The organism is Nonomuraea diastatica (assembly GCF_004349015.1).
Taxonomy (GTDB): domain Bacteria; phylum Actinomycetota; class Actinomycetes; order Streptosporangiales; family Streptosporangiaceae; genus Nonomuraea; species Nonomuraea diastatica.
Map to the genome: position 1 here is coordinate 41,761 of NZ_SMKP01000028.1, position 22,974 is coordinate 64,734.

24 protein-coding genes are annotated in these 22,974 nt (G+C 71.8%); 16 read left to right on the forward strand and 8 right to left on the reverse strand.

The features are described 5' to 3' along the window. Positions 1 to 72: 72 nt before the first annotated feature. The 6 genes from E1294_RS12735 to E1294_RS12760 all read left to right on the forward strand — a co-directional run bounded on the left by E1294_RS12735 (position 73) and on the right by E1294_RS12760 (position 6,215). Complete coding sequence (locus E1294_RS12735; RefSeq protein WP_181958491.1) at positions 73 to 1,209, forward strand: DegT/DnrJ/EryC1/StrS family aminotransferase; 1,137 nt, start codon at positions 73 to 75, stop codon at positions 1,207 to 1,209. 87 nt (positions 1,210 to 1,296) lie between these two features. After that, entirely contained in the window at positions 1,297 to 2,541 is a 1,245-nt protein-coding gene (locus E1294_RS12740; protein WP_132508093.1) for an ABC transporter substrate-binding protein, read from the forward strand. Between the two features lie 18 nt (positions 2,542 to 2,559). After that, positions 2,560 to 3,426, forward strand: coding sequence for a carbohydrate ABC transporter permease (locus tag E1294_RS12745; protein WP_132508095.1), 867 nt, complete (start codon positions 2,560 to 2,562; stop codon positions 3,424 to 3,426). Then, positions 3,423 to 4,292 (forward strand): carbohydrate ABC transporter permease, encoded by an 870-nt coding sequence (locus E1294_RS12750; protein ID WP_132508097.1) that lies wholly within the window; start codon positions 3,423 to 3,425, stop codon positions 4,290 to 4,292. Before E1294_RS12745 ends, E1294_RS12750 begins: the two co-directional genes overlap by 4 nt. Then, entirely contained in the window at positions 4,289 to 5,242 is a 954-nt protein-coding gene (locus E1294_RS12755; RefSeq protein ID WP_132508099.1) for a hydroxyacid dehydrogenase, read from the forward strand. The genes E1294_RS12750 and E1294_RS12755 overlap by 4 nt, the downstream gene beginning before the upstream one ends. Before the next feature lie 31 nt (positions 5,243 to 5,273). Next, complete coding sequence (locus tag E1294_RS12760) at positions 5,274 to 6,215, forward strand: dihydrodipicolinate synthase family protein (protein WP_132508101.1); 942 nt, start codon at positions 5,274 to 5,276, stop codon at positions 6,213 to 6,215. A 58-nt stretch (positions 6,216 to 6,273) separates the two neighbouring features. Here the strand turns inward: E1294_RS12760 and E1294_RS12765 are convergent, their stop codons facing one another. Together E1294_RS12765 and E1294_RS12770 are read right to left on the reverse strand one after the other, a co-directional pair. Then, positions 6,274 to 6,990: an amidohydrolase family protein gene (locus E1294_RS12765; protein ID WP_132508103.1), complete on the reverse strand. Its 717-nt coding sequence runs from the start codon at positions 6,988 to 6,990 to the stop codon at positions 6,274 to 6,276. Further along, the gene (locus E1294_RS12770; protein WP_246082977.1) at positions 6,987 to 7,790 is read right to left on the reverse strand and encodes an amidohydrolase family protein; all 804 of its coding nucleotides are present in this window, start codon (positions 7,788 to 7,790) and stop codon (positions 6,987 to 6,989) included. The genes E1294_RS12765 and E1294_RS12770 overlap by 4 nt, the downstream gene beginning before the upstream one ends. Positions 7,791 to 7,964: 174 nt before the next feature. Here E1294_RS12770 and E1294_RS12775 point away from each other — a divergent pair, with 174 nt between their 5' ends. From E1294_RS12775 to E1294_RS12795, 5 genes are all read left to right on the forward strand, one after another. Next, positions 7,965 to 8,636 (forward strand): amidohydrolase family protein, encoded by a 672-nt coding sequence (locus E1294_RS12775; RefSeq protein WP_132508107.1) that lies wholly within the window; start codon positions 7,965 to 7,967, stop codon positions 8,634 to 8,636. After that, positions 8,633 to 9,415 (forward strand): amidohydrolase family protein, encoded by a 783-nt coding sequence (locus tag E1294_RS12780; protein ID WP_132508109.1) that lies wholly within the window; start codon positions 8,633 to 8,635, stop codon positions 9,413 to 9,415. Before E1294_RS12775 ends, E1294_RS12780 begins: the two co-directional genes overlap by 4 nt. After that, positions 9,412 to 10,605 carry a DegT/DnrJ/EryC1/StrS family aminotransferase gene (locus E1294_RS12785; protein ID WP_132508111.1) on the forward strand — a complete coding sequence of 398 codons (1,194 nt, stop codon included), beginning with the start codon at positions 9,412 to 9,414 and terminating at the stop codon, positions 10,603 to 10,605. The genes E1294_RS12780 and E1294_RS12785 overlap by 4 nt, the downstream gene beginning before the upstream one ends. A 57-nt stretch (positions 10,606 to 10,662) precedes the next feature. After that, entirely contained in the window at positions 10,663 to 12,681 is a 2,019-nt protein-coding gene (locus E1294_RS12790; protein ID WP_132508113.1) for an outer membrane protein assembly factor BamB family protein, read from the forward strand. Between the two features lie 87 nt (positions 12,682 to 12,768). Beyond that, on the forward strand, positions 12,769 to 13,446 hold the full coding sequence (locus E1294_RS12795) for a histidine phosphatase family protein (RefSeq protein WP_220447699.1): 678 nt from the start codon (positions 12,769 to 12,771) through the stop codon (positions 13,444 to 13,446). A gap of 2 nt (positions 13,447 to 13,448) precedes the next feature. Here E1294_RS12795 and E1294_RS12800 read toward each other — a convergent pair whose 3' ends face one another. Continuing rightward, positions 13,449 to 13,982 (reverse strand): uridine kinase family protein, encoded by a 534-nt coding sequence (locus E1294_RS12800; RefSeq protein WP_132508117.1) that lies wholly within the window; start codon positions 13,980 to 13,982, stop codon positions 13,449 to 13,451. Positions 13,983 to 14,021: 39 nt separating this feature from the next. On the opposite strand from E1294_RS12800, the gene E1294_RS12805 reads away from it, so the two are divergent. Together E1294_RS12805 and E1294_RS12810 are read left to right on the forward strand one after the other, a co-directional pair. After that, positions 14,022 to 15,218 carry a CaiB/BaiF CoA transferase family protein gene (locus E1294_RS12805; RefSeq protein ID WP_165977253.1) on the forward strand — a complete coding sequence of 399 codons (1,197 nt, stop codon included), beginning with the start codon at positions 14,022 to 14,024 and terminating at the stop codon, positions 15,216 to 15,218. A 74-nt stretch (positions 15,219 to 15,292) separates the two neighbouring features. Then, positions 15,293 to 16,789 carry a carboxyl transferase domain-containing protein gene (locus E1294_RS12810; protein WP_132508121.1) on the forward strand — a complete coding sequence of 499 codons (1,497 nt, stop codon included), beginning with the start codon at positions 15,293 to 15,295 and terminating at the stop codon, positions 16,787 to 16,789. A gap of 7 nt (positions 16,790 to 16,796) precedes the next feature. Here E1294_RS12810 and E1294_RS12815 read toward each other — a convergent pair whose 3' ends face one another. The 5 genes from E1294_RS12815 to E1294_RS12835 are packed head-to-tail and all read right to left on the reverse strand — an operon-like array spanning position 16,797 to position 21,083. Beyond that, positions 16,797 to 17,192: a hypothetical protein gene (locus E1294_RS12815; RefSeq protein ID WP_132508123.1), complete on the reverse strand. Its 396-nt coding sequence runs from the start codon at positions 17,190 to 17,192 to the stop codon at positions 16,797 to 16,799. After that, positions 17,189 to 17,635 carry a hypothetical protein gene (locus E1294_RS12820; protein ID WP_246082978.1) on the reverse strand — a complete coding sequence of 149 codons (447 nt, stop codon included), beginning with the start codon at positions 17,633 to 17,635 and terminating at the stop codon, positions 17,189 to 17,191. The genes E1294_RS12815 and E1294_RS12820 overlap by 4 nt, the downstream gene beginning before the upstream one ends. A gap of 4 nt (positions 17,636 to 17,639) precedes the next feature. Beyond that, on the reverse strand, positions 17,640 to 18,437 hold the full coding sequence (locus E1294_RS12825) for a carbon-nitrogen hydrolase family protein (protein ID WP_132508125.1): 798 nt from the start codon (positions 18,435 to 18,437) through the stop codon (positions 17,640 to 17,642). Next, positions 18,397 to 19,314, reverse strand: coding sequence for a DUF418 domain-containing protein (locus tag E1294_RS12830; RefSeq protein ID WP_165977254.1), 918 nt, complete (start codon positions 19,312 to 19,314; stop codon positions 18,397 to 18,399). Before E1294_RS12830 ends, E1294_RS12825 begins: the two co-directional genes overlap by 41 nt. Then, entirely contained in the window at positions 19,311 to 21,083 is a 1,773-nt protein-coding gene (locus E1294_RS12835) for an alpha/beta hydrolase (protein ID WP_132508129.1), read from the reverse strand. Before E1294_RS12835 ends, E1294_RS12830 begins: the two co-directional genes overlap by 4 nt. A 25-nt stretch (positions 21,084 to 21,108) precedes the next feature. Here E1294_RS12835 and E1294_RS12840 point away from each other — a divergent pair, with 25 nt between their 5' ends. The 3 genes from E1294_RS12840 to E1294_RS12850 all read left to right on the forward strand — a co-directional run bounded on the left by E1294_RS12840 (position 21,109) and on the right by E1294_RS12850 (position 22,973). After that, positions 21,109 to 22,275 (forward strand): pyridoxal phosphate-dependent aminotransferase, encoded by a 1,167-nt coding sequence (locus E1294_RS12840; RefSeq protein ID WP_132508131.1) that lies wholly within the window; start codon positions 21,109 to 21,111, stop codon positions 22,273 to 22,275. A gap of 117 nt (positions 22,276 to 22,392) precedes the next feature. After that, positions 22,393 to 22,596, forward strand: a complete 204-nt coding sequence (locus E1294_RS12845; protein WP_132508133.1) for a ribbon-helix-helix protein, CopG family — start codon at positions 22,393 to 22,395, stop codon at positions 22,594 to 22,596. Next, on the forward strand, positions 22,593 to 22,973 hold the full coding sequence (locus tag E1294_RS12850; RefSeq protein WP_132508135.1) for a type II toxin-antitoxin system death-on-curing family toxin: 381 nt from the start codon (positions 22,593 to 22,595) through the stop codon (positions 22,971 to 22,973). The genes E1294_RS12845 and E1294_RS12850 overlap by 4 nt, the downstream gene beginning before the upstream one ends. Position 22,974 lies beyond the last annotated feature (1 nt).

Sequence of the window (22,974 nt, forward strand, 5' to 3'; positions counted from 1 at the left end):
ACGCCTCCCTCTCGCTCATTTCGGTCAAGACCGCAATAATAACTGGTGAGGTGCCAGGTGAAGTTCCCGTCCATGGCAGAGGCAGACGGCCGTACCCTCGGCGACGAGGAGGTGGCCGCCGTCGAGCGGGTGATCCGCTCGGGCATGCTCAGCTCCGTCTGGGGGACCGAGGCGCGGGCGCTGGAACGCGAGATCGCGCAGGTGTACGGCTCCCGCCATGCGATCGCGTGCAGTTCCGGCACCGCGGCCCTCCATCTGTCGGTCGTGGCGGCCGCACCGGACCCAGGGGACGAGATCATCACGACACCGATCACGGACTTCGGAACCGTGGCCCCCATACTGGCGCAGAACGCCGTTCCTGTCTTCGCCGACGTGGATCCGTCCGACGGGAATCTCGATCCCGGCGCCGTGGCCCGGGTCATCGGCCCGCGGACGAAGGCGATCATGGCGGTGCACCTGTTCGGGGCGCCGGCCGGGATCCACGAGCTGCGCGCGCTCGCCGACGAGCACGGTCTGGTGCTGATCGAGGACTGCGCGCAGGCCTGGCTGGCCGAGCTACCCGGCGGCGAGCTCGCGGGGACGACGGGTCACGTGGCGTGCCTCAGCCTGCAGCAGTGGAAGCACATCACCTGCGGCGACGGCGGGGTGGCGATCACCGGCGACGATGAGCGGGCCAGGCGGATGCGGCTCTTCTCCGACAAGGGCTGGGACCGCGCGGCCGGGCGGTCGCACGCCGCCTTCGGGCTCAACTACCGCATGACCGAGCTCCAGGCCGCTGTGGCCCGCGCCCAGCTCGCCAAGCTTCCGGGCGTGGTCGCCGCGCGCCGCCGTACGGCCCTGCGGCTGATCGAGGCCCTCAAGGGCCTGCCAGGGGTACGCCTGCCGCGCCCGCAGGGCCACGCGTGGTGGCTCTTCCCGATCGTGTGCCCGGACGGCGACGCGCCCGAGCTGGCGGCGCATCTGGCGGCGGCCGGGATCCCGGCGCGCGCCGGGTATCTCGCCGAGCCGCTGAACAGGGCGCCGGTGTGGCAGGCGGCCATCTACGGGACCGCTCGCTTCCCGCTCGACGGCTACTCCCCGAACCCCTGCCCGCAGGCCGAGCGCATGGTGGACCGTACGCTGCTCGTCATCGACTGGAACGAGAACTACACGTCGGAGCACGTCGAGCTGATCGCCCGGGAAATAACGAATTTTCGGGCTCGGGCGTAGTCACGTTCATATCTCAGGCATTGACCAGGCCAAGCCACGCTCACTAGGTTTCGGTCAGGACCGGTATTAAGCGAAAGGAAGCCGCCGATGAAGAAGGCAGCGGCAGTCGGCCTCGCGGCCGTCCTGAGCCTGGCGGCCGCCGGGTGTGGATCCAGCGGCGGTTCGGACAAGAGCGCCGTGACACTGTGGATGTATCCCGTCATCGGGGACCAGGCGAAGAGCCAGGCGTTCTGGGGCAAGGTCGAGAAGGACTTCGAGGCCGCCAACCCCACGACCGACGTCACGATCGACCTGCAGCCCTGGGAGGGCCGTCAGGAGAAGGTCACCACGGCGCTCGTCTCGAAGAAGGGCTTCGACCTCGTCGTGCTCGGCCCCGACCAGATCCCGCAGTACGCCCAGCAGGGCACGATCGAGCCGGTCGACGACATCGTCGCCCCGGCCAAGGCCTCCTACCTCCCCAACTCGCTCACCGCCCTCACCGTCGACGGGAAGCTCTACGGCGTCCCCATCTACCAGACGATCACCGCGCCGATCTACAACAAGAAGGTGTTCGCCGAGGCGGGCGTGGACCAGGCGCCGGAGACGCTCGACGAGCTGAAGGAGGCCGCCCCCAAGCTGGCCGCCAAGAAGGTCGCCATCCTCGACTACCCGGGCAAGCCCGAGGTGACCCTCAACCAGAGCTTCTATCCGTTCCTGTGGGCCAACGGCGGCACCGTCTTCGCCGCCGACGGCAAGAGCGTCGCGTTCAACGGCCCTCAGGGCGTGGCGAGCCTGCAGCTCCTGCTCGACCTGAAGGCCGCGGGCGGCCTGCCGCCGAACACCGCCAGCAAGGGCAACGACATCGAGGGCGGCCTGCTGGCCGCCGGCAAGACCGCCATGTACCACGCGGCCACCGCGGGCCAGGTCGACCAGCTCGCCGCCGCCATCGGCGCCGAGAACGTCGGCATCGGCCCGCCGCTCGAAGGCACGAAGCGGGTCGCGTTCGGCATCCCCGGAGGCCTGATGCTGGCCAAGCACTCCGAGAACAAGGACACGGCCAAGAAGTTCGCCGCCTACCTGGCCTCCCCGGAGGTCTCCGCCGCGCTGGCCAAGGAATCGGGCTTCTTCCCCGCGCGCACGGACGTGACCGTGCCCGGCCAGTCGGAGGCGTCCAAGGAGTTCGCCAAGTCCCTGCAGTACGCCTTCCCCGGCGACACCCACCCGAAGGCCCGGCAGGTGATGGGCGTTCTCGCCCCGCACATCCAGGCGGCGCTGCTCGGCAAGGAGGACGCGAAGACCGCGCTCGACGCGGCCGCCAAAGAGGCGAACCAGCTGCTCGGCAGCGGCGGCTGAGAGGGAAGGAACCACCTGGTGCGTCAACGCTTGCGTGACCCGGTCACCGGCCTGCTGTTCGTGCTGCCCGTCCTCGTGCTCTTCCTGATCTTCCGGATCTTCCCGTCGCTGGGCGCGGCGGGCATGAGCCTGACGAACTGGAACATCGGCGGCGACTGGGACATCATCGGCGCGGACAACTACGTCCGGCTGCTCGACGACGTGAACTTCTGGCTGAGCCTGCGGGTCACCCTCGTGTACTCCGTCGTCTACGTGCCGCTCACCATGCTCGTGGCGCTCGGCACGGCGTTGCTCCTCAACCAGGTGGTCTTCATGCGCGGCCTGTTCCGCGGCATGCTCTTCCTGCCGTACGTGACCAGTTTCGTGCTCGCCGGCATCATCTGGCGCTGGATCTACGAGTTCAACGGCCTGATCAACGGTCTGCTCGCCAAGGCCGACCTGGGCCCGGTCGCGTTCCTGGAGGAGTCGGGGGTGGTCCTGCCCGCACTGGCGGTCGTGGCGGTGTGGAAGGGGTTCGGCTACTCGATGCTGATCCTGCTGGCGGGGCTCAAGGCGATCCCGTCCTCCTACCTGGAGGCGGCCAGCATCGACGGGGCGAGCCCGTGGCAGCGCTTCCGCAGGATCACGCTGCCGCTGCTCAAACCCGCGATCTTCTTCGTCATGGTGATCGAGACGATCAGCGCGTTCCAGACCTTCGACACGGTGTACGTGATGACCGGCGGAGGCCCGGCCAGGGCGACGTACACCCTCATCTACGGCATCTACGACCACGGCTTCCGATCGTTCGACTTCGGCTACGCCGCCACCTGGGGCATGGTGCTGTTCGCGATCGTGCTGATCGTGTCGCTGGTCCAGCGCCGCTTCCTGGACCGGGGGAACACATGACGATCACCACGACCTCCCGTCCCTCCGTACGGGCCGCGGCCCCCCGCGCGGCGCGCAGGCGGTGGTGGCGGGGCAGGTGGCCGCTGGCCGCCCTGCTCGCGCTGCTGTCGGTGCTGACCGTCAGCCCGTTCGTGGCGATGTTCATCGTGGCTCTGTCGCCGGCGGGCCGGCCGACCGTGCCCGTGCGGTGGCCGGAATCGCTCACGCTGGACAACATCACGATGGTGTTGTCGTCGTCCGGCTTCGTCACCTGGACGCTCAACTCGCTGATCTACGCCGTGGTCTCCGTGGTGATCATCCTGCTCACCTCGTCGATGGCGGGCTACGCGTTCGCCAAGAAACGTTTCCCCGGCCGCGAGGCCATGTTCTGGACGTTCCTCGCGACCATGATGGTGCCGTTCCAGGCCACGCTCATCCCGACGTTCGTGCTCGTCAACAGCCTGGACGGGGTGGACACGTTCTGGGGACTGATCGTGCCGACACTGGCGAACTCGCAGGCCGTCTTCCTCATGCGGCAGTTCATCCTGGGCCTGCCGGACGAGCTGTTCGACGCCGCGAAGGTGGACGGCGCCTCCGAGTGGCGGGTGTACTGGACGATCGTGCTCCCGCTGACCAAGCCGATCCTGGCCACGCTGGGCGTGTTCGTGTTCCTGTGGCACTGGAACGACTTCCTGTGGCCGCTGGTCGTCGGGCAGAGCGACGCCACCCGCACGCTCACCGTGGGCCTGACCACGCTGCGGACCGAGGAGATGCAGCTGTCGCTGCTCATGGCGTCGGCGGCGGTGTCCGTGGTGCCGTGCCTGCTGGTGTTCTTCCTGCTGCAGCGCTACCTGGTCAACAGCATCGCGATGACGGGGCTGAAATGATCGCCCTCTGCCTGGCTCCCGGACTCCGCGAGATGTTCCTCCCGCCGCCCATCTGGGCGCGGCTCCGGCGGCTGGCCCCGATCGGCCCGCTGGAGCGGGCACAGGTGCTGATCACCGGGTGGGACACCCCGCGCGTGGACGCGGAGACGCTGACCCGCGCGCCGGAGCTGCGGCTGGTGGCGCACACCGGTGCCGCGGTGGGGTTCCTGGTCTCCGACGCGCTCTGGGAACGCGGCATCCGGGTGACCCAGACCGGAGCGGCGATGGCGCCCGCGGTCGGCGAGGTGGCGCTCACGTTCACGTTGTGCCTGCTGCACCAGGTGCACCGCTTCGACCACGGCCTGCGGTCCGGGTCAGGCTGGGCGGAGACCAGGTCGGCCGCCCGGCCCCGGCGCGAACTGCGCGGCAGCGTGGTCGGCGTCGTGGGCGCCTCCCGCACCGGCAGGGCGTACGCGGGCCTGGTGGGGGCGCACGGCGCGCAGCTGCTCCTCGCCGACCCGACCGTTTCCGCCGGCGAGGCGGCCGGGCTGGGCGCCACGCTGGTCGAGCTCGACGACCTGCTGACACGCAGCGACGTCGTGGCCCTGCACGCCCCCGCCATCCCGGCGACCCGGCACCTGATCGGCCGCAGGGAGCTGGCGCTCATGCCCGACGGCGCGGCGCTGGTGAACACCGCCCGGTCGTGGCTGGTCGACTCCGCCGCGCTCCTCGACGAGCTGCGCGCCGGCAGGATCGACGCGGCACTCGACGTCTTCGACGAGGAGCCCCTCCCGGCGGACAGCCCGCTGCGCGGCCTGCCGAACGTGCTGCTCACGCCCCACCAGGCGGCGGGCACCGAGGAGGCCAGGCACCGGCAGGGAACGCTGACGGTCAGCGAGATCGCCAGGTTCCTGGCCGGTGAGCCGCTCCAGCACGAGATCACCCGCGACCAGCTGCGATGGACCGCCTAGCGCTCCCGAAGAGAGGGTCTAAGCTGTGCGGATGGCCCCTATCGACCCCCGTGCGGCCGCGCTGCGCGACCGGCTGCGCGGCACTCTGATCGCCGCCGCCGCGACCCCCATGACCGGGTCGGGCGAGGTCGACCTCGACGTGGTCTCGCGTTATTTCGCCGGCCTGGTGGCCGACGGCGCCACCGGCCTGGCCGTGCTCGCCCACACCGGCCGCGGGCCGTTCCTCACCTCCGGCATCCGCGCCGCCGTCATCGAGCGCGCCGCCGCCTGCGCCGGTGCAGGGGACGTCCCCGTGCTGGTCGGCGTGGGCGGCGGTCCCGACACCTCCGACCCGGCCGAGCAGGCGCGGGTGGCCGCGGGCCTGGGCGCGGACGGCGTGCTCGTGTTCCCGTCGGAAGGCGACAGGGCCGCGCTGCACGAGGAGGTGTGGCAGGCCGCCCGCCTGCCGATGATCGCCTTCGATCTCTACACGCGGCCGTGCCCGCCCGACGTCCTGCGGGAGATCCTGCGGCACCCCGGCGTGGCCGGGCTCAAGACCGCGCTGCTGTCCGACGCCATCGGCTGCCAGCGGGCGATCGCGCTCGCCCGCGAGTCCGGCCGGCTGGCGATCACCGGGGAGGACCGCATGTTCGGGCCCTCGCTGCTGTGGGGGGCCGAGTCGGCGCTGGTGGGCATCGCGGCCGCCGCCGTCGAGGTGACGGCCGAGGTGATGCGCACCTTCCGCGAGCCCGGCCTGCTCGCGTTCGAGCAGGCATCGGGACGCCTCGACCGGCTGGCGGCCGCCACCTTCACCGAGCCCATGGAGGGTTACGTACAACGCATGCTCTGGCTGGCCGCCGCCGAGGGCCGCATCCCCGCCATCCACGCCCACGACCCTTACGGCCCCGGCCTGCCGGAGCGGGAACGCCTCGGCCTGCAGGCCCAGGACTTCGGCCTCCCCTCGGCTGAGGAACGGGCAGAGGGCATCGCCTGACCCGGCACGGTCGTGGGACGTGATCGGGACCGCCGGCGGCCATGCTCGTGCCGGGCCGTCAGAGCTGGAAGAGGGCGGTGGCGTTGCGCCAGGCGATCCGCTCGGCCGTCTGCCCGGAGAGGCCGGCCGCGGCGACCGCCCCGAAGGCCGACGACGGGTCGATCAGGGTCGCGTCCGTGCCGAACAGGAGCTGGGCCGGGTCCACACCCGCCACCACCTCCGCGATGCGGCCTGCCGGGGCGTGTGACCAGCAGGGCTCCAGATAGAGGCGGTCGCAGGCGTTGGCGGCCTCGATGGCGTGCCGGAACCCGTCCGCTCCCATGTGCCCGGCGATCACCCGCAGGCCGGGGACGTCAAGGCAGACCTCGGCCAGGCCGAGCACCGAGGCGCCCCACGTGTGCACGAGTGCCGGGCGGCCCGTCTCGGCGACCAGCGTCAGCGCCTCGCGCAGCCGGGCGGAGCCGACCGGCGAGCCGGTGTAGTCGGTGTGGATCTTGACGCCGACGAACCTGCCGCCCGGCAGGTACGCGCGCAGATCCGCCTCCGCCTCGCGCAGCCGGCGCGGGTTGACCGTGACATAGCCGAGCAGGCGGTCCCGGCTCTCCAGGTACGCGGCCAGGGCGCGGTTGCCCGCAGGGGCGTCGTAGATCACGGCCTCGGTGGCGGAGACGATCGCCCGGTCGATGCCGTAGCGGTCCATGGTGGCCAGGGTGGAATCGGCCACGTCCATGGTGAAGAACCACGGGCCCCAGTGGGCGTGCACGTCGATGATCACGGCGCGGGCCTCCTCGGCGTTTCGGCGAGCAGCTTCGTCGCGGTGCCGCCGGCCACCGCGGCGATCTCCGCCGGCCGCAGGGCGCTGGTGGCCAGACGGAGGAGGGGGACGAGGGGCTCGTAGTGGGGAGCGCCCGAGCCGTACAGCAGGCGGTCGGCGCCGATCTCCGCGGCGACCGTCTCCAGCGCGTCGGGGGAGTTGAGCAGGCGGGTGGAGGTGTGGAAGCCGGGCTCGTCCGCGGCGGCAACCAGGAAGTCGCCCAGGTGGTAGAAGTGCGTGTCGAGGAAGACCACGCTGGCCCCGAGCCCGGCGAAGGGCTGCCAGAACCTGCGCACGTCGCCGCCGGTGAGCACGACCAGGCCGAGCCGCGCCGCCCGGCGGGCGATGTGCCGGACGGACGGGAAGCCCGCTTCGACCCCCTGCTCGTCGGGGAACAACCGGACGGCCCGGGCTCCCGCCGACGCCAGCCGCTCCAGTTCGCGGGCCGCGCCGATCGGGTCGCGCAGGTCCACGGCCCCGACGGGAACGATCCCCGGGCGTGCGGTCATGGCCAGCAGTTCGTCGTTACCCGTGCGCACGTCGAACAGCGCCGCCCGCAGGTTCGCCACGGCCGCCGCCCTGACGTGGTGCGCGGCCAGCGTCTCCAGCACGGCACCGGGCGTGCCGGGCGGCCCGTCGCGATCCGGGTACGCGCCGAACAACACGTCCACGTCGAGCGTCACCTCCAGCTCGCCCACCAGCCGCCACGCGTCGAAGGGCGTGGCCGACCCATCATTTTCGGGCCCGTCCTCAATCGCCATGCCGGTCATTATGTCATTGACGAGAAGCGCCGCTGAAGATACGGTCATGACCTTAATCGGCCAGCAAGGAGTGTGAGGTGGGGCCACGTTCCGGCCCTCTGATCGTCATCGATCGCGCCGGACGCGCACCGCCCGCCCTTGACCGCCACTCCATCGCCCGGCTAGTTTCGGTCTGTGCCGAAATATGTGATCGATGCGCACCGGCTCATCGGTCCGGTGCCGTTCGACGACCTGCCGGCTGACCCCCGGGGCGAGATGGACCGGCTGGGCATCGACCGGGCCCTCGTCACCCACACGCTCAGCCTCTACTCCGACCCAGGAGCGGGCAACGAGGCCCTGCTCGCGCTCGGCGATCCCCGGCTCGTCCCCGTGCCCGTCGTGGTGCCAGGGGAGACGGGGGAGGAGTTGCCCGGCGTACGGATGGTCAGGCTCTGCCCGGAACGCCACCGGTTCGATCTCACGGGCCCGGCCACGCTGCGCTGCCTGTCCGCCCTCGCACTGCCCGCCGCGATCGACCTCGACGAGACCTCGCCCGCCCAGCTCCGCCACCTCACCGAGCGACTGCCCGGCCAGCGCGTCCTCGTGCTCAACCCCGGCTACCGCAGGCTGCGCGCGCTGGGCGGGCTGATGGACGACGCGCCGAACGTGTGGGCCGAGATCGGCACCGTCAACACCCAGGGCGGCGTCGAATGGCTGGCCGCGCGGTTCGGGGCGGAGCGGCTGGTGTTCGGCACCGGAGCGCCCGTCGCCGACGACTGCGGGCCGCGTTTCCTGCTCGACCACCTCGACCTGCCCGCCGAGGACGTCGAACGGATCGCTTCGCGATCCCTGGAGGCGCTGCTGTGATCCTCGACGCCCACGGCCACGTGGGGACCTGGCCGGACTTTCTCATCCCGCATCCCGCCGCCGAGCACCTCGTGGCCGCGATGGACCGGATCGGCGTCACCGCGACGGGCATCAGCCACCTGCTCGCCGTCGGTCCCGACGCGGTGCGCGGCAACGCGATGGCCCTGGAGATCGCCGAGCGGTTCCCCGGCAGGTTCGGGGTCTGGCAGGTCTTCAACCCGCACCACCGCACGCCGCTCGCCCGCGAGGGCGTGCGCGGCGTGTGGGGCGTCAAACTCCACCCCGACGTGCACCAGTGCCGCCTCGACGACCCCTTGTACGAGCCGGTCTGGCGCTCCGGCCTGCCGGTTCTCGCGCACGGCCAGACGGACTCGCCATGGAGCGACCCGGCTCAGTTCGTCACCGTCGCCGCACGCCATCCGCACGTGCCGCTGCTCATGGGGCACACGGGGCTCTGGCCGTACGGGTTCGGCCGCGCGGCCCGGCTCGTGGCCGATCATCCGAACGTGTTCCTGGAGACGTGCGGCTCGAAGATGACCGGTCGCTGGATCGCCAGGCTGGCCGCGCTCGCGGGGGCGGAGCGGGTGCTGTTCGGCTCGGACGCGTGCTTCCTCGACCTGCGTACGGGCTACGGCCGCGTCGCGCTGGCCCCGCTCGACGACGCCGACCGCGCTCTCATCCAAGGCGGCAACCTGGCCCGCCTCCTCGGCCGCGCCCTGCCCGATATATCCGATGTGACTGATCTGCCCGGCTCACCAGAGAAGGGAAACCCAGCGTGACGCTCGCCATCCACGGAGGCGCCCCCGTCCGGACGGCCCCCTGGCCGGCCTGGCCGCCGCCCATCGACTCCGCCCAGCGCGAGCTGGTCACGAAGGTGCTGGAGAGCGGCCTCTGGGGCGCCACGCAGGGCGGCTCCGTCGTCGCGGACCTGACCGCCGCGTTCGCCCGCCGCTCCGGCGTCCGGCACGGCGTCGCCGTGGCCAACGCCACGCTGGGCCTGTTCGGGGCGCTGCGCGGCCTGGGCGTCGGCAGGGGGGACGAGGTGATCGTGCCGGCGTACACGTTCGTGGCCTCGGCCACCGCGGTGCTGCTGGCCGGTGCGACCCCGGTGATCGCCGACGTCGACCCCGTGGACCTGCACCTGTCACCGGGTGCGGTGCGGGACGCGCTGACCGGCAGGACGTCCGCGATCATGCCCGTCCACCTGGCGGGCAGCCCCGCCGACATGGACGCGCTGAACGACCTGGCCGCCCGCCATGGCCTCGCGGTCGTCGAGGACGCCGCCCAGGCGCACGGCGCCACGTACAAGGACCGTCCGGTCGGCGGCCTGGGTGACGTCGGCGTCTACAGCTTCCAGGCGAGCAAGGCGATGACCGCGGGGGAGGGCGGCCTGATCGTCTGCCGCGACGAGGCCGTGCACGAACGCGTCTGGTCGGTCTGCAATCTCGGGCGCGCGCTGGGCGGGCAGTGGTACGGTCACCCGTTCGTCGGCTGGAACCTGCGCCTGACCGAAGTCCAGGCGGCGCTGCTGCTGCCCTGGCTGGACCGGCTCGACGAGGAGATCGACCGCAGGAACACCTTCTGCGCCGCTCTCGAACGCGAGCTGGCCGCCGTCCCGGAGGTCACCGTGGTGCCCGCGACGGAAGGCACCACCCGCGACTCGCGCCACCTCCTCATGCTGCGCCTCGACTCCGGCGTGGACCGCGCGTTCCTGCTGGCGGCCATGGCCGCCGAGGGTGTGCCGCTGGATGCCGGCTACCCGCCGCTCGGCACCATGTCCGCCCTCTCCGGGGAGGGCGCACGCGCCGAGCCGTGCCCCGTCGCCGGCGAGGCGGCGAACACCGTGGTGTGGGTGCGCCAGTCGATGCTCATGGACGCGCCGGGCGCCGCGGCCGACATCGCCGGGGCCCTCGCGAAGGTGCTGCGCCACCGAGGCGACGCCGGGATCGCGAAGCCGTCAGTGAATTAGTTCCTTAACCTTAATCCAGGTATTGACGACATAACAGCGCATCTCTAGGTTTCGGTCATGACCTTAATCAAAAAAATGCTGGCCGCCGCGTTGGCGGCCGTCCTCGTGGCACTGACCGCGGCCGCCCCCGCGGGCGCGGCGGAGCGCCGTGTGGAGGACCTGGGCGTGCCCTTGGAGGACGTGCTGCTGATCGGCGGCGTCGTGGCGCCGGGCCCGGGCGGCGAGACCGTTCTCTGGGGTGCCTCCTCCGGCAGCCCCGCCCATCTCAACGCCGTCGACCCGGCCACCGGGGCCGAGGTGGCCAGGTACGACCTGCCGGGCGCCGAAGGCTCGTGGGCCGTGGACGCCGCCCAGGACGGCAGCGTCTACGTCGGCACGTACGGTGACGGGCGGCTCTACCGCTGGACGGACCAGGGCGGGGTCCAGGACCTCGGGCGCCCCCTGCCCTCGGAGAACTTCATCTGGTCCGTGGCGGCCGGCGAGGGCGCCACCGTCTACGGCGGCACCTACCCGGGAGGCCGCCTGTTCGCCTACGACCCCGAGACCGGCGTACGCGACTACGGCAGGCTCTCGCCCACCCACAGCTACGTCCGCAGCGTCTCCTACGCCGATGGGAAGATCTACGCCGGAACCGAGGCCCCCGCCGCGGTCTTCGAGATCGACGCCGCCTCCGGCGCCGTCAGGCAGCTCCCCCTTCCCGACGGCCTCGACCCGGAGGGCAAGTGGGCCTACGACGTGAACGTCGCCGCCGGCCACCTCTACGTCCGTTTCGGCAGCGCCAACCCCGGCCCGCTCCACGTGTGGGACATCGCCGCCGGCCGCTGGACCGACACCCTGGACCCCGCCCACGGCCTGGACGTCTCGCCGCCCGACGCCGACGGCGCGGTCTACCTCGTCAAGGACGCCGAGCTCGTCCGCTACGACCCGAGGACGAAGGAGACGACGGGCACGGGCCTGCCGATCACGGGCCGCGTCGCCAACACCCGCGGCATCGGCTGGGCCGAGCTGGGCCTGCCGGACTACCCGGGCAAGAGTGTCGTGGGTCTGCTCTGGCGCGGGCTGATGTTCCGCTACAACCCGCAGACGGGTGCCACGTCGTTCGCGGAGACGGAGGTCAAGGGCGAACCCATCGACGTGACCGCGCTCTCGCAGGGCCCCGACGACCGCATGTACGCCGGTGGCTTCCTCAACGGCGGTTTCGCCGCCCTGCACCCGGAGACGGGCAAGCGCACCGAGTTCCACACGTTCTCGCAGAGCGAGGACATGACCGCGCACGACGGCAGGCTCTACGTCGGCGCCTATCCCGACGCCAGGGTCTACGCCTACGATCCGAAGTTGCCGTGGAACAGCCCCGAGTACTCGCCGAGCCCCGAGCCCGGGCCGGCGGAGAACCCGGCACGTCTGTTCGACCTGTCCGCGGACAAGCAGATCAGGCCGCGGGCGCTGGCGTCGGCGGGCCGCTATCTCGCCGCGGGCACCATGCCCGACCTCGGCCACCTGGGCGGCGTGCTGGCCATCTGGGATCCGGAGACGGGCCGGCTCAAGCACTCCCAGCGCAACGTGATCAACGACCAGAGCATCGTCTCGCTCGCCTACCGCGACGGCGTGCTCTACGGCGGCACCTCCATCTACAGCGGCCAGTCGGCCACGCCGCCGACCCAGCCGGAGGCCAAGCTGTTCGCCTGGTCGGTGAAGGACGACCGGCTGCTGTGGGAGATCGTCCCCGCGCCGGGCAAGCCGGCCGTTCCCGCGCTGACGTTCGACGAGCGGGGCACGCTGTGGGGGATCGCCGGCGGCGAGGTGTTCGCCGTCAACCCGGCCGCCCGCAAGGTGGTCAAGCGGGTCACGCTGTCGGACAGCGGAAGCACGAGCGGGCAGCTGTCCTTCAACCGGCGTGACCGCACGCTGTACGGCGCCCACGCCGGCCAGTACGTCTTCTCGCTCGACCCGCGCACCGGCCGGCACGCCGTGGTGAAGCAGGGACCCGTGCACCAGCTCGCGGTGCACGAGTCGGGAGACGTCTACTTCGCCGAGGGCCCGCGCCTGTTCCGGCTGACGCGTCAGCAGGCGCGGTAGGCGTAGAAGTTCTCGGAACGCGACAGGTCGAGATCAATAACGGTCTCGACCGTAATTTGCCGGTGGCTCCGTGGCAAGATGGCGGGCGTGGGCCTTTCAGTGATCATCGCCGTCCGGCACGGAGAGAGCGAAGCCAACCTCGCCTACCGGCGGGCCGGCGACACGCCGCTGGTCTACGAGCGGGGCGACGACGATGTGACGCTGACGGAGCAGGGCAGGGCGCAGGCCGCCGCCCTCGGGCGGCTGCTGTCCGCACTGCCCGCGGGTGAGGCGCCCGAGCTGGTGTGGTGCTCGCCCTATCTGCGCGCTCTCGACACGTGGAGCATCGCCCAGGCGACCTGGGGGATCCGCCCGCTCCCCGTCACCGTGGACGAACGGCTCAGAGACCAGGAGGCGGGCGAGTTCGCCCGTTACAACCCCGCCGCGATCAAGGAGCGGTTCCCCGGTGAGCCGGAGCGCCGGGAGGCGGAAGGCGCCTGGGCCTACCGCCCGCCCGGGGGCGAGTCGCTGGGCGACGTCGTGGCCCGGCTGCGTGACCTCCTCGCCGACCTGCCGCGGCGGGCCGGCGGCCGGCGGGTGCTGATCGTCGCCCACGACTCCGTGGTGCTGGGGCTGCGCCACGTCATCGCCGGCGGCCCCGACGCGGAGCTCGCGGGCGCGCTGGAGTTCGCGCCGGTGCTCAACGCCTCCGTGTCGGTCTGGCGCACCGGCGGCGGCCGCTTCGAGCTCGTCCGCTTCAACGACGTCGGCCACCTCGGCCCCTGACGTCACCCTGTCCGGACGATCAGGTCGGCGCGCTGCCGCGTCCGGTCCTCGGCGAACCACTCCCGCTCGGCCGCGAACCACGTCCGCCACCGCGGCTCCAGCTCGGGTCCGTCCCGCTCCAGGACGCGCGCGAGACGCACCGCCTCGGGCGCCTCCACCCAGACGGTGTACGCCAGCAGCTCCGCCACCGAGGCCCTGGCCGTGCCGACCCCCTCGATGACGAGCGCCGGCGCGACCGGCACGGTCACCTCCTCGGCGTATTCGCCCCGCACCCAGTCGTACCTGCGAAAACGCCCCGGGCGGCCGTGTCGCAGCGGGTCGATCACCTGCGATTCCAGCGCGTGGAACCAGCCGCCGGGCCCGTCGTCCCACGGCACGGGGAAGTCGTCGCTGTGGATCACCTGGCACCCCAGGTCCGCGGAGAGCCGCCGCGCGAACGTCGTCTTGCCCGCCCCCGCGGGCCCGTCCACGGCTACCAGGCGGACCGGGCCGCACGACGGGGGCAGCCTCCCGATGACAGCGGCCGGCGGATTCATCGGACCAGGGTAGAGGAGAGTGGCCCCGCGCCTGAGAGAATGTTCTTTCGCCCTTGGATCGCATGTAGGAGGTTGATCTTGCTCGGACCCCTCGGCGGCATCGTCGTGCTCGATCTTTCCAGGGCCCTGGCCGGGCCGCACGCCGCGCAGATGCTGGGTGACCTGGGCGCCAGAGTGATCAAGGTCGAGCATCCGGACGGCGGTGACGAGTCCCGGGGCTGGGGACCGCCGTTTGCCGGGCCGGATCACGACATCTCGACCTATTTCCTGGCGGCCAACCGCAACAAGCAGTCCATCACCGTCGACATGAAATCCGTGGAGGGCAAGGAGCTCATCGAGCGCCTCGTCCGCCAGAGCGACGTCCTCGTGGAGAACTTCCGCACTGGCGTGCTCGACCGCCTCGGCTTCTCCGTCGAGCACCTCCACGAGCTCAACCCCCGCCTGGTCATCCTGTCCATCACCGGGTTCGGCCACGACGGCCCGGAAGGCGGCCGCCCCGGCTACGACCAGATCGCCCAGGGCGAGGCCGGCCTGATGTCGCTGACCGGCCCCTCACCCGACGAGCCCTACCGCGTCGGCGCGTCCATCGCCGACCTGCTGGCCGGCATCCACGGCGCCTACGGCGTGGCCGGCGCACTCTACGAGCGCGAACGCACCGGCAAGGGCCGGGTCGTGCGCACGTCGTTGCTGGCCGCCGTCACCGGCGTGCACGCTTACCACGGCACCGCCTGGACGGTCGGCGGCAAGGTGCCCGGCGCCGGCGGCAACCACCACGCCTCCATCGCCCCCTACGGCGCCTTCCGCTGCGCCGACGGCATGTTGCTGATCGCCGCGGCCAACGACGGCCAGTGGAAGAAGGTCGCCGCCCTGCTCGGCATCGATCCCATCGATGCGCGATACGCCACCAACAGGGAGCGGTTCGCCCACCGCGACGAGCTGATCGCCGACATGGAGCGGGCCCTGGCCGCCCACGACCGCGCCCACTGGCTGGCCAGGCTGGCCGAGGCCGGAGTGCCCGCGGGTGCGATCAGGTCGATCGACGAGGTCTACGCCTGGGAGCAGACCCGCTCTCAGGGCCTGGTCGTCGAGGTGGAGCACCCGGTGCTCGGGAAGATCGAGCTGCCGGGGCCGCCGCTGCGGTTCGACGGGCTGACCGGGGTGGGGCACAGCGCGCCGCCCGCGCTCGGCGAGGACAACGACGCCGTGCTCGCCTGGCTGGAGGCGCGCGAACGATGATCCGCCACCCGCGGCACCGGACGGCGCTCTCATGCGTCACCATTGCAAGGATGTCCGACTTCTAGGGAGTGATAGTGAGCCGTCCGGACGCGCGCACACTGATCGACACGGTCCTCGACAAGGACTCGTGGACATCGTGGGACGCGCCGCCAGCCGACCCGGCGCCGCGCGGCTCCTCCTACGCCGACGAGCTGGCCGCGGCCCGCGTCAAGTCCGGCTACGACGAGGCCGTGATCACCGGCGAAGGGCGGCTCGACGGGCGCAGGGTCGCCATCGCGGCCTGCGAGTTCTCGTTCATGGCGGGCTCGATCGGGGTGGCGGCGGCCGAGCGGTTCGTGAACGCGGTCGAGCGGGCCACGCGCGAGCGGCTGCCGCTGTTGTCCGCGCCGGCCTCGGGCGGCACGCGGATGCAGGAGGGCGCGGTCGCGTTCGTCCAGATGGTGAAGATCACCGCCGCGATCCAGGCACACCGCGCCGCCGGCCTGCCCTACCTGGTCTACCTGCGGCATCCGACGACCGGCGGGGTCTTCGCGTCGTGGGCGTCGCTGGGGCACGTCGCGGCGGCCGAGCCGGAGGCGCTGATCGGCTTCATGGGGCCGAGGGTGTTCGAGTCGCTGCACGGCTACCCGTTTCCCGAGGGCGTGCAGGTCTCGGAGAACCTGCACCGCAAGGGGCTGCTCGACGCGGTGGTGTCGGCCGAGGAGGCGCGCGACGTCGCGATCAAGGCGCTCGCCGTGCTCGCCGCCGACAGGTCCGCCGTCGTGGCCGGCGCTCCCCCCGAGGAGGACCTGCGGCCCGTGGAGGCGTGGGAGGCGATCACCCGCTCGCGCCGCGACGACCGGCCCGGCGTGCGCACGCTGCTCAAGCTGGCCGCCACCGACGTGACCCCGCTCAGCGGCACCGGCGAGGGCGAGAACGAACCCGGGCTGCTGCTGGCGCTGGCCAAGTTCGGCACCGCGCCGGCGGTGGTGCTCGGCCAGGACCGGCGGCTCCAGCGCGCCAACTCGCCGCTGGGCCCGGCCGGGCTCCGCGCGGCCAGGCGCGGCATGCGGCTGGCGGCCGAGCTGGGCCTGCCCCTGGTGACCGTCGTCGACACGGCGGGCGCCGACCTGTCGAAGGCGGCCGAGGAGGGCGGCCTGGCCGCCGAGATCGCCCGCTGCCTGGCCGAGCTGGTCATGCTCGACGCGCCCACGGTGTGCCTGCTGCTCGGCGAGGGCGCGGGCGGGGCGGCGCTGGCGCTGCTGCCCGCCGACCGCGTGCTCTGCGCGCAGCACGCCTGGTTGTCGCCGCTGCCGCCCGAGGGCGCCTCCGCCATCCTCTACCGTTCGGTCGACTTCGCCCCCGAGATCGCCCAGGCGCAGCACATCCGCGCCACCGACCTGCGCCGCGACGGCATCGTCGACCGGGTCATCCCCGAGGTGCCCGACGCCGCGTACGAACCGAGAAACTTCTGCGAACGGGTGGGACGGGCGCTGGAGCACGAGATCGCGCAGCTGCTGCGGGCGGCCCCCGCCGACCGGCTCGCCGCCCGCCAGGCCCGCTACCGCGGCCTCGGCACCCCCGCCGGTTAGACCCCGCCTACGGCACAGGAATGCGCTCGACGCGGATCGAGAAGACCTCCTCGCGGGGCACCACGACCTCGTAGGCGCCGTGGTCGACCATCCAGTAGCCCAGCGCCTCCGCCTTCATCCCGCTGTGCCCGGTGTAGGCGATGTGCAGGCCGTCGTCGTCCTCGTCGAGCACGATGCACGGCTCGCCGCCGAACGCTCCCACCGTGCGGATCAGCACCAGCCACTCCAGCTGCGCCCTGGGCACGACCCGCCGCCAGTAGCCGGAGGCCGGCTCGAACCCCTCCAGCTCCGTCTCGCTGAACACCACCACCTGGTCGCTGTCGGGGCCGAGGGCGGCGGGCAGGGTGCGCTCGCCGAAACGGGCCACGAACCCGGCGGCGATCGGCACGATCTCGTCGCTCATGCGGAGGGCCGCCAGGTCAGCCCGTCGTAGTGGGCGAAGGTCCGCTCGCCCTCACCGGTGACGCGGATGATCTCCGCCCCGGCCGGGATCGGCATCGGAACGGTGTGGAACTGCGGCACCACGTGGTCCGACGAGGTCGTGAACCCGTTGCCGGCGAACGGCGGGGCGTCGCTCCAGTCGCCGCCCATGTGCGGTCCGTATGGAACCGCGTAGGTGTCGATGTCGCGGGCGAACCAGCGCATGACGTAGATCTCGGGCACTTCGGCGAACAGCTCCGATCCATCGAACGACAGGTCGAGCCCGTAGTAGAGCGCCTCCGGCGTGGTCAACCTGACGCAATCCTGCACCCGGTAGACGTAGCCGGAGATGACCGTGCGCTTGCCCGACAGATATGGCACGAGCAGACGCGGCGGGACAACCTTCTGCATCTGCGTTCCGCTCACGCTCCTACTTTACGATCTGTTGAACCCGCAGCACGCGATGTTCAAGGCACGGCAAGGTGGTGCGGGCGGCCGCGGTCTGCTCGTGGTCGACCTCCACGACCTGCACACCCGGTGCGGTGCCGAGATCGGCGCGCACCACGCCCAGCGGGTCGACCAGCATGCTGCGGCCCACACCGTAGCCGTCGGACGCCTCGGCCGGGTTGGGCGCCTGGCCGATGGCCGCGGTCCACATGGTGTTCTCCAGCGCCCGCGCTCTCACCAGGGTCACCCAGTGGTCCTCCTTGAGCGGGCCCGAGCCCCAGGCCGCGATCACCGCGAACAGCTCGGCGCCCTGGTCGACCAGCGCCCTGGCCAGCTCGGGGAAGCGGACGTCGTAGCAGGTGATCAGCCCGACCCGCACCCCGGCCAGCTCGACGACCACCGGCTCGGCGCCCGGTTCGACCAGGTCGGACTCCTTCGCGCCGAACGAGTCGAACAGATGGATCTTCCGGTACGCCGCGCGTACCGTGCCCTGGGCGTCGATGGCCACGGCCGTGTTGTGCACACGCTGCTCGCCCGGCTCGAACACGCCGGCGATCACCGCGAGCCCGTGCTCCTTGGCGGCCTCGGCCAGGCCGGACACGAACGGCCCGTCGAGGGGCTCGGCGAAGCTCGTGATGCGCCTGCCGTAGCGGGTGAGCGTGGCCTCGGGGAAGATCGCGAGGTCTGCGCCCTCGGCTCGGGCGAGCGCCTCCCTCGCTCTTTCGAGGTTGGCCGGCGGGTCAGGAGAGACCGGGATCTGGCAGAGGGCGATTCTGGTCACGGCCAGACTCTAGCCGGTTGGGGACCCGCCGAAACCACGTGAGGCACCGCCAGATCCATTCGAGCGGGCCGTACCTGAACCTCGCCAGCCACCATCTGCTCAGCAGCACCTGCGCGGCCACGGTCGCCACCGCCAAGGCCACCACCGACCAGCGGGTCCTGTCGGTGTCGAGCACCGGGCCCGCCAGCATGATGATCGCGGTGCCCGACACGTAGTTGGTTAGCGCCATCCGGCCCAGCGGCTCCAGCACCGCCGCCGACCACGGCCGCAGCGCGAGCAGCAGCCCCAGCGAGTACGCCGCCGCGCCCGCCAGCGCGGCCACGCTGTAGGTGCTCCAGGCGTGCGTGGACGACCACGCGGCCGTCAGCAACGCGGTGGCCGACGCGGCGACCGCGAACGACGGCAGCAGCAGCCACCTGGGCGGCCGCAACTGCCACAGCGCCATGCCGACGAGGAACAGGCCGGGGATCAGCAGCGACCCGCCGCCGACGGCCACCGCCCACACGACGACCGCCAGCCCGAGCACCAGCACCGGAAGGCCGGGCGCCAGGAACGAGGCCGGCAACAGCACCACCGCGCCGTAGAAGGCGTAGTCGGTCAGCACCTCGCCCTCGTAGAAGGTGTGCTGCACGAGCCCGAAGCAGAACAACCAGAACAGCCTGCTCAGCAGCGCCCACCGGCTGTTGCCGCGCAGGAACAGCAGGAAGCTGATGCCGAACAGCATCGAGAAGATCGGGTAGAACCGGCTCTGGAACAGCGCTTCGATGGTCCAGTCGAGGCCGGTCTGCTGCTTCGTGCTGTGCTGCCAGGTGTTGACCAGCATGATCCCGCCCACCGCGAAGCCGCGGAGAGCGTCGAGCTCACGGATGCGCGTCACAGGAACCAGGTGAACCACCATATGAGGAATCCGGTGGCGATGACGGTCGCGGCGATCTGGGGCCATCCGCGATCGCGGAGCAGCGCCGCGGCCGTCAGCACGGCCGACGCCACCGCGATCCACGTGTACGGGCCCGTGGTGCCGGGGACGCCGACGGCCAGGGCGGAGCCGTTCGCGCGGGCCAGGGTGTGCGCGGACTGGCCCATGAGCCCGGTGAAGGCCACGCCCGCCAGCCCGCCGAACGCCGCCGGCGCCCGGCCTCGCAGCGCCCCGGAGACGAGCTGGACCAGTGAGGCGAGCGCGAACGCCGCGAAGGGCGCGGCCAGCCAGGGGGATCGGGAGATCAGGTAAGGGGCCCCGGTGACGTGCAGGTCGCCCGGCCGGGCGGTGGCTTCCGCGCAGGGCGCTGCCGGCGTCCTGGCCGGGTCGGTCACGAACGCGGCGATCTTCTGGCGGGCGCAGGCGCTGGCCAGGAAGACGGCGTGGGAGGCGCCGGCGAACTCCTCGAAGCGGGTGTCCGGCAGGGCCTGCGCGGCGGACCTGGCGGTCGCGGCGGGGGTGGCGGGGTCGTATCGGCCGCCCAGGACGTAGACGGGGGCCGAGGGGGTGGCGTTCACGGGCTCTGACCTGGACACCTGCCAAGCATCGCATACCGCTTTGTCCGCATTTATGGTGAAAAGTCGAGATTTTGGGCTGAAGGTGTTGAACGGGACCTCGTCCTGGCACTGCACCGCGTGATACAACCCCCACACGCGCGCCGCCAGCCGCTCGCCCGCGGCGTCGACCAGCGGCCGCAGCAGCTCGTCACGCCCCTCGGCGAGCCCGCCGACCAGCGCGGGCGCCACCGCGGCCACGTCCGCCCCGCGCAGCGCCCCGGCCATGATCGCCGCCAGGTCGTCGCCGGTCACCCGGGCCGTGAACGCCCTGCCGAGCACCGGATCCGTCGTGGGCACCCGGGCGGGCGAGGCGTTCAGCCTGGCCCGCACGGCCGCGAACCGCTCCCCGACTTCCAGCCTGGCGAGCGCGCCGCCGAGGTCGCGATCGGCGCCGTCGTAGCGGCCGGCGCCCACGGGAAGGAACGAGTCGAGCACCACCGAACGCACACCCCGCGGGTCGGCCGCGGCCACGCCGAGCATGACCCTGGTCGAGTAGCCGACCCCGAACAGGTGCCACGCGTCGTACCCCAGCTCCTCGCGCAGGGCGACCACGTCGGCCGCGATCTCCCGCGTACGGTATCCCCGCAGGTCGACGCCCTCCTCCCGGAGCCGGTCGAGGCATCGTACGGCGGCCGCGGCCACGTCGGCGGTCATGCCGGTGGTCGTGCCGGCGGTCATGTCGGGGGCCGGCCGCCGCAACCGCCCGAGCAGCGCCTGCGCGGTCTCCGGGCAGCCCAGCGAGGGCTCGGAGTGCCGGCCGCCGCGCTGCTCGGCCGTCACCACGTCGCGGTCGGGGAACATCGTGCTCAGCACGGACATCGTGTCCATCGACGCCGACCCCGGCCCGCCGCCCATGAAGACCACCGGATCCGCTTCGCGGTCACCGGCGCCCGCCACGCGCACGGCGTACGCCACCTTGACCGTCCGCCCGGGAGCGTCCCTTCGCTCGGGGACCTCCAGGAAGCCGCAGGTCGTGCGCGGTGGCATGGCGACGGGGCACGGATGCCGCGCGGCCATGCCGGGGGTCATGGCAGGGGTCACGGTGGGGCTCATAGCCGGGTTCATGGCGGGAGGCGCCGTGAGGGCGAGGGCGAGCACGACCCGAGAGATCACGGCACGAGACTAATAGTGTGGGCACGTGACCGAACCACTTGTTTCCAGGATGCGCGCCTTCGGCACGACGATTTTCGCGGAGATGAGCGCGCTGGCCGTGCAAACCGGGTCGATCAACCTCGGCCAGGGCTTCCCCGACACTGACGGGCCCGCCGCGATGCTCGACCGCGCGGTCGAGGCGATCGGCTCGGGCGCCAACCAGTACCCGCCGGGGCCCGGCGTGCTCGACCTGCGGCAGGCGATCTCCGAGCACCGCTCGGCCCACTACGGGCTCCCCTACGACCCGGCAGGCGAGATCCTCGTCACGGTGGGCGCCACCGAGGCGGTCGCGGCGAGCGTGCTGGCGTTGTGCGAGCCGGGCGACGAAGTGATCGCGTTCGAGCCCTACTACGACTCCTACGCCGCCTCTATCGCGCTGGCCCAGGCCCGGCTGGTGGCCGTGACCATGCGGCCGGAGGCCGGCCGCTTCACGTTCGACCCCGATGAGCTGCGCGCCGCCGTCACGCCGCGCACCAGGGCCATCCTGGTCAACTCGCCGCACAACCCCACCGGCACGGTGTTCACCAGGGAAGAGCTGACCGTCATCGCGGAGCTGTGCCAGGAGCGCGGGCTGATCGCCGTGACGGACGAGGTCTACGAGCATCTCGCCTTCGACGGGGTCGAGCACATCCCCCTCGCCACGCTGCCCGGCATGCGGGAGCGCACGGTGATGATCTCGTCCGCGGGCAAGACGTTCTCGGTCACGGGCTGGAAGACCGGCTGGGTGTGCGCGCCGCCCGCCCTGGTCACGGCGGTGCAGACGGTCAAGCAGTTCCTGACGTTCACGTCGAGCGCCCCGTGGCAGCTGGCGGTGGCGTACGCGCTGCGGCACGAGCTGGAGTGGGTGGCCGCGCTCCGGGCCGGCCTTCAGGACAAGCGTGACCGGCTCATGGAAGGGCTGACGGCCGCGGGCTTCTCCGTGCTCAAGCCCGCCGGCACCTATTTCGTGCAGACCGACATCCGGCCGCTGGGCTTCGGGGACGGCCTGGAGCTGACACGCCGGCTGCCCGGACTGGCCGGGGTGGTGGCGATCCCGACCCAGGTCTTCTACGACCATCCCGAACGCGGGCGGCACTTCGTACGGTTCGCCTTCTGCAAGAAGGACGAGGTCATCGACGAGGCGGTGACCCGGCTCAAGCGCCTGTCGGCCTGACCCGCGCCGCCGGGCGCAGCCCGTCGGCCGTAAAGCGTGCGTAATCGTGTGATCGCTTAGGGTAATAGGGGACTGTGGTATCGCGGTGGTACCACTCACCGGCCTACGATGAGGGGCATGGCCATGACCCTTCGCCTGAGCGACCAGCAGACCGAAGCCCTCCGCAAGCGCGCCGACGCCGAGGGGCGCAGCATGCAGCAGGTCGTGCTGGCGGCCGTGGACGAATATCTCGCCCGGCACGCGGCCGACGAGGAGGTGCGCCGCCTTGGCGCGAAGTCCAGGGAGCGTTGGCGGACCGTTCTTGATCGGCTCGGCGAATGACCCGTTACCTCTCTCTGGAGCAGGTCCTGGAGCTTGCCGAGGCTGAGCTCGGCGACGTCTTGGCTGTGCGGGATCTCGGCCTGCTCGACTCGGCCGTGCACCGGCCGAGCTCCGCCATGTTCGGGCAGGAGGCCTATCCCGACCTGTTCACCAAGGCGGGCGCCCTGTTGCAGTCGCTGGCGGTCAACCATCCGCTCATCGACGGCAACAAGCGGCTGTCGTGGCTGGTCACGGACGTCTTTCTGCGGTTCAACGGTGTTGTGCTCGACACCGATGACGACAGCGCCTACGACCTGGTCATCGCCGTGGCCTCCGGGAAGCTCACCGAGGCCGACGAGATCGCCGACGTGCTGCGTACGTTCACCGTCCCGTCGTGAC